Origin of the sequence: Pseudomonas sp. HMSC066A08 (assembly GCF_001813025.1) — a bacterium.
In the GTDB taxonomy this organism is placed as follows: Bacteria; Pseudomonadota; Gammaproteobacteria; order Pseudomonadales; family Pseudomonadaceae; genus Pseudomonas; species Pseudomonas aeruginosa.
Window position 1 is genome coordinate 81,159 of record NZ_KV811329.1, and the last position, 4,910, is coordinate 86,068.

General features: G+C 66.4%; 4 protein-coding genes. 3 read left to right on the forward strand and 1 reads right to left on the reverse strand.

Annotation, left to right across the window (positions count from 1 at the left end; genetic code table 11):
* Nucleotides 1-757, reverse strand: a 757-nt coding sequence (locus HMPREF2886_RS22085) for a nitrite/sulfite reductase (protein ID WP_139148419.1), incomplete at its 3' end; no start/stop codon positions are given.
* Between the two features lie 105 nt (nt 758-862).
* Here HMPREF2886_RS22085 and ccoG point away from each other — a divergent pair.
* The 3 genes from ccoG to HMPREF2886_RS22100 all read left to right on the forward strand — a co-directional run.
* Nucleotides 863-2,584: a cytochrome c oxidase accessory protein CcoG gene (ccoG, locus tag HMPREF2886_RS22090; RefSeq protein ID WP_083318602.1), complete on the forward strand. Its 1,722-nt coding sequence runs from the start codon at nt 863-865 to the stop codon at nt 2,582-2,584.
* 97 nt (nt 2,585-2,681) lie between these two features.
* Nucleotides 2,682-4,097: a GntR family transcriptional regulator MpaR gene (gene mapR / locus HMPREF2886_RS22095; RefSeq protein WP_033969722.1), complete on the forward strand. Its 1,416-nt coding sequence runs from the start codon at nt 2,682-2,684 to the stop codon at nt 4,095-4,097.
* A gap of 263 nt (nt 4,098-4,360) precedes the next feature.
* Nucleotides 4,361-4,910 (forward strand): cbb3-type cytochrome c oxidase subunit I (locus tag HMPREF2886_RS22100; RefSeq protein ID WP_177344461.1); only part of this gene is annotated, 550 nt, incomplete at its 3' end.

Genomic DNA, 4,910 nt, shown 5'->3' on the forward strand with positions numbered 1-4,910 from the left:
TGATCCGCGCCTTGTACTTGTTGTCGCGCCGGCCGTGGCGGTTGTAGACCCGCAGGATCGCCTCGACGTAGGACAGCAGGTGCTGCCAGGGCAGGTCGTCGCGGATCACCTGGCCGAGCATCGGCGTGCGTCCCAGGCCGCCGCCGACCAAGACCCGCAGGCGCAACTCGCCGGCGTCGGGATGACGGTAAAGGTACAGGCCGATGTCATGCATCTGCACCGCGGCACGGTCTTCCACCGCCGAACTGAGGGCGATCTTGAACTTGCGCGGGAGGAACAGGAACTCCGGGTTCACCGTCGACCACTGGCGCAGGATCTCGGCCAGCGGCCGGGGGTCGGTCCACTCGTCCGCGGCGACCCCGGCGAAGGCTTCGGTGGTGATGTTGCGCACGCAGTTGCCGGAGGTCTGGATCGCATGCATCTGCGCGCCGGCGAGGTGTTCGAGAATGTCACCGACCTGCTCCAGTTCGATCCAGTTGAACTGGATGTTCTGCCGCGTGGTGAAGTGCCCGTAGCCGCGGTCGTAGTAGCGGGCAACATGCGCCAGCGCGCGCAGTTGCGGCGACGACAGGGTGCCGTAGGGAATCGCCACGCGCAGCATGTAGGCGTGCTTCTGCAGGTACAGGCCGTTCTGCAGGCGCAGCGGGAGGAACTCCTCCTCGCTCAGTTCGCCGTCGAGGCGGCGGGCGATCTGGTCGCGGAACTGCGCCACCCGCTCGCTCACCAGCGCCTGGTCGTATTCGTCGTACTGGTACATCGCAAAGCCCTCATCGACAGGGTTTCTCCACCGATGACGGGCAGGGTGCGTGGCGAAGAAACCGGGGACCGGCTGCGCCCCTGTTTCTGGCGACAGGATGGGCCGGTGTTCACTGGCACCCACTATCGCCCGCGTACAGACAGCGAAACAGCGGCAGATTCCGCCGAAAAAAACACATCAGATGGCCGACGGCGGCGAATTCGCGCCGCCTGCGACCGGTTGCCACGGGCAGCATATCTGTACTGCCCGAAGTCGCCCGGCAACCCGCGGCAATGCTGGGCCGCTGCTTTGCGGAGCCATCTGATACGGTTTTTCCCGCTCGATCTGCCGCTGTTTCGCCCATCAGCCGGTTCCTATAGTCGCAACCGCCTCTCCAGCCTGATGGGCCTACGAAAAATGAGCGAAAGAATTCCCGCGATCCAGGTCGAGCCCGCCGTACCGGCCGCTCCGTCGAAACAGCCGCCCGCGCCCGGCAAGCTGCCGTCGGCGGTGAACGGCCCGATCTACACCCGCAGCTTCACCGGTCTGTTCCGCAACTTCCGCCGCCTCGGCGGCGGCCTGCTGTTCCTGCTGTTCTTCGGCACCCTGTGGCTGAACTGGAACGGCCGCCAGGCGGTGCTCTGGGACTTGCCCGAGCGCAAGTTCTACATTTTCGGCGCGACCTTCTGGCCGCAGGATTTCATCCTGCTCTCGGCGCTGCTGATCATCGCCGCCTTCGGCCTGTTCTTCATCACCGTGTTCGCCGGCCGCGTCTGGTGCGGCTACACCTGCCCGCAGAGCGTATGGACCTGGGTGTTCATGTGGTGCGAGAAGGTCACCGAGGGCGACCGCAACGCGCGGATCAAGCTCGACCAGGGTCCGGCGAGCGCCGCCAAGCTCTTGCGCAAGACGGCCAAGCACGCGCTGTGGCTGGGTGTGAGCCTGGTCACGGCGGTCACCTTCATCGGCTACTTCACTCCGGTGCGGCCGCTGGTGGCCGACCTGTTCAGCTTCCAGCTGGACCTGGAAAGCCTGTTCTGGGTGCTGTTCTTCACCGCCGCCACCTATGTCAACGCCGGTTGGCTGCGCGAGCAGGTGTGCATCCACATGTGTCCCTACTCGCGCTTCCAGAGCGTGATGTTCGACAAGGACACCCTGATCGTTTCCTACGATGCCGCCCGTGGCGAGTCCCGCGGGGCCCGCAAGAAAGGCAGCGATCCACGCGCCCAGGGGCTCGGCGACTGCATCGACTGCCAGCAGTGCGTGCAGGTCTGCCCCACCGGCATCGACATCCGCGACGGCCTGCAGATCGCCTGCATCGGCTGCGCCGCCTGCGTCGATGCCTGCGACTCGATCATGGACAAGATGGGCTATGAGCGCGGCCTGGTGCGCTACACCTCGGAACGCGCCCTGGAAGGTGGCCGGACCCGCTTCCTGCGTCCACGCCTGGTCGGCTACGCGGCGGTAATGCTGGCGATGATCGGCGCCTTCGTCGTCGCCCTGGATGCCCGTCCGCTGGCCTCGCTGGACGTGACCCGCGACCGTGGGCTGTTCCGCGAGAACGCCGCCGGACAGATCGAGAACATCTACACCCTCAAGGTCATCAACAAGACCCAGCAGCCGCAGCGCTACCGCCTGCAACTCGACGACGCGCCGGAGTTCCGCCTGCAGGGCGAGCACACCCTGAGCCTGAAGCCCGGCGAGATCCTCGACTTCCCGGTGTCGGTGGCCTCCACCGCCGAACGCGCCAGGGCCGGCTCGCAACCGCTGGCGTTCAGCCTGCGCGGCATCGACGACCCGAGCCTGGCGGTCGGCAGCACCAGCACCTTCGTTTCGCCGGCGCGCTGAGGAGGCCGCGATGAGGCATGACAACACGGTCCCGGCGCGCATAGAGTGGGCGCCAGCGGCCGTGCCCACGGCCAGCCAGGACAGCGGCCAGGACAAGATGAAGCGCTACGAGAAATTCGCCGACGAGATTGCCGAGCTGATCCGCACCGGCGTCCTCGCCCCCGGGCAGAAGGTGCCCTCGGTACGGCACGCCAGCCGTACCTACGGGGTCAGCGCTTCCACCGTTTTCCAGGCCTACTACCTGCTGGAAAGCCGTGGGCTGATCATGGCCCGCGCACGCTCCGGCTACTTCGTCTGCCAGCACGTGCGGCGGCCGCTGCCGGAACCGGAGATCAGCCCGCGCCAGGCCGACGCCACCGAGGTCGACGTCAGCGAACTGGTGTTCTCCGTACTCAGTTCGATCAAGGATCCGGACACCGTACCCTTCGGCTCGGCGTTCCCCAGTCCGCAACTGTTTCCCCTGCCGCGCCTGGCGCGCTCGATGGCCCACGCGGTGCGCGACATGGACCCGCAGTCGGTGGTCGCCGACATGACGCCGGGCAACCATGGCCTGCGCCGCCAGATCGCCCTGCGCTACATGGTCGGCGGCCTGCTGCTGCCGGTGGAAGAGTTGGTCATCAGCAACGGCGCGCTGGAAGCGCTCAACCTCTGCCTGCAGGTGGTCACCCGTCCCGGCGACCTGGTGGCCATCGAAGCGCCGGCGTTCTACGCCACCCTGCAGGTGCTGGAACGGCTGAAGCTGAAGGCGGTGGAAATCCCTGTGCACCCGCGCGAAGGCATCGACCTGGAAGTGCTCGCCGACAGCCTGGAGCGCCTGCCGATCAAGGCCTGCTGGTTCATGAGCAACTTCCAGAACCCGATGGGCGCGAGCATGGACGACGACAAGAAACGCGCCCTCGCCGAGCTGCTGGCGCGCCACCAGGTGCCGATGATCGAGGATGACGTCTACGCCGAGCTGTACTTCGGCCAGCAGGCGCCGAAGCCGGTCAAGGCCTACGACCAGGAAGGCCTGGTGATGCATTGCAGTTCCTTCTCCAAGAGCCTGGCGCCGGGTTACCGGGTCGGCTGGGTGGCCGGAGGACGCTACGCCGAGCAGATCGAGCGATTGAAGCTGATGACCAGCCTGTCGGCGTCGATCCCGGCCCAGGCGGCCATCGCCGACTATCTCCAGCATGGCGGCTACGACCGCCATCTGCGCAAGCTGCGCTACGCCCTGGAGACCCAGCAGAACGCCATGCTCGCGGCGGTGGCGCGCTACTTCCCCGAGCAGACCCGGGTCAGCCGTCCCAGCGGCGGCTACTTCCTCTGGCTGGAGTTGCCCGAGGCGGTCGACTCGCTGCGCCTGTTCCAACTGGCCCTGGCCCAGGGCATCAGCCTCGCCCCGGGGCCGATCTTCTCCGCCACCCGCCGCTTCGCCCATTGCGCCCGGCTCAACTACGGGCACCCGTGGAGCGCGCGGCAGGAGAAGGCGATGGAGACACTCGGGCGGATCGCCCAGTCGCTGGCGGGATGACGCCCCGCAGACGGAAAGCCACCCCGGAGCAGGACGGATAACCGCGCGCGGTTATCCGCCATGATCGGCTCGCGTCCCCCATCCCGGTATGCGCCGCCGCCCTGCGCGAACGCATTCTCCCGCCCCATCTGATACCCAAATTCCATATCGACCTGAAGCTGTTTTACCCCTGCCCCAGCCCTTAGATTGCAGGCTCCGGCCGGCGCCCCGTCTCCCCCCTCGACGGCGGTCGCCGGCTGTTCATTTCTTTCGGGACTGTACAGATGAACAAAGCAACGACGGAACCTGCCTACAACTACAAGGTGGTTCGCCAGTTCGCCATCATGACCGTGGTATGGGGCGTGATCGGCATGGGGTTGGGCGTACTCATCGCCTCGCAGCTGGTCTGGCCCCAGATGAACTTCGACCTGCCCTGGACCAGCTTCGGCCGCCTGCGGCCACTGCATACCAACCTGGTGATCTTCGCCTTCGGCGGCTGCGCGCTGTTCGCCACCAGCTACTACACGGTGCAGCGCACCTGCCAGGTACGACTGTTCTCCGATACCCTGGCCGCCTTCACCTTCTGGGGCTGGCAGGCGGTAGCGGTGATCCTGCTGGTCAGCCTGCCGCTGGGCAACACCACCACCAAGGAATACGCCGAGATCGAGTTCACCGGCGCGATCTGGCTGGCGATCGTCTGGGTCGCCTACGCGGTGGTGTTCTTCGGCACCCTGATCAAGCGCAAGGTCAGGCACATCTATGTCGGCAACTGGTTCTTCGGCTCGTTCATCCTGACCACCGCGATGCTGCACATCGTCAACCACATGTCGCTGC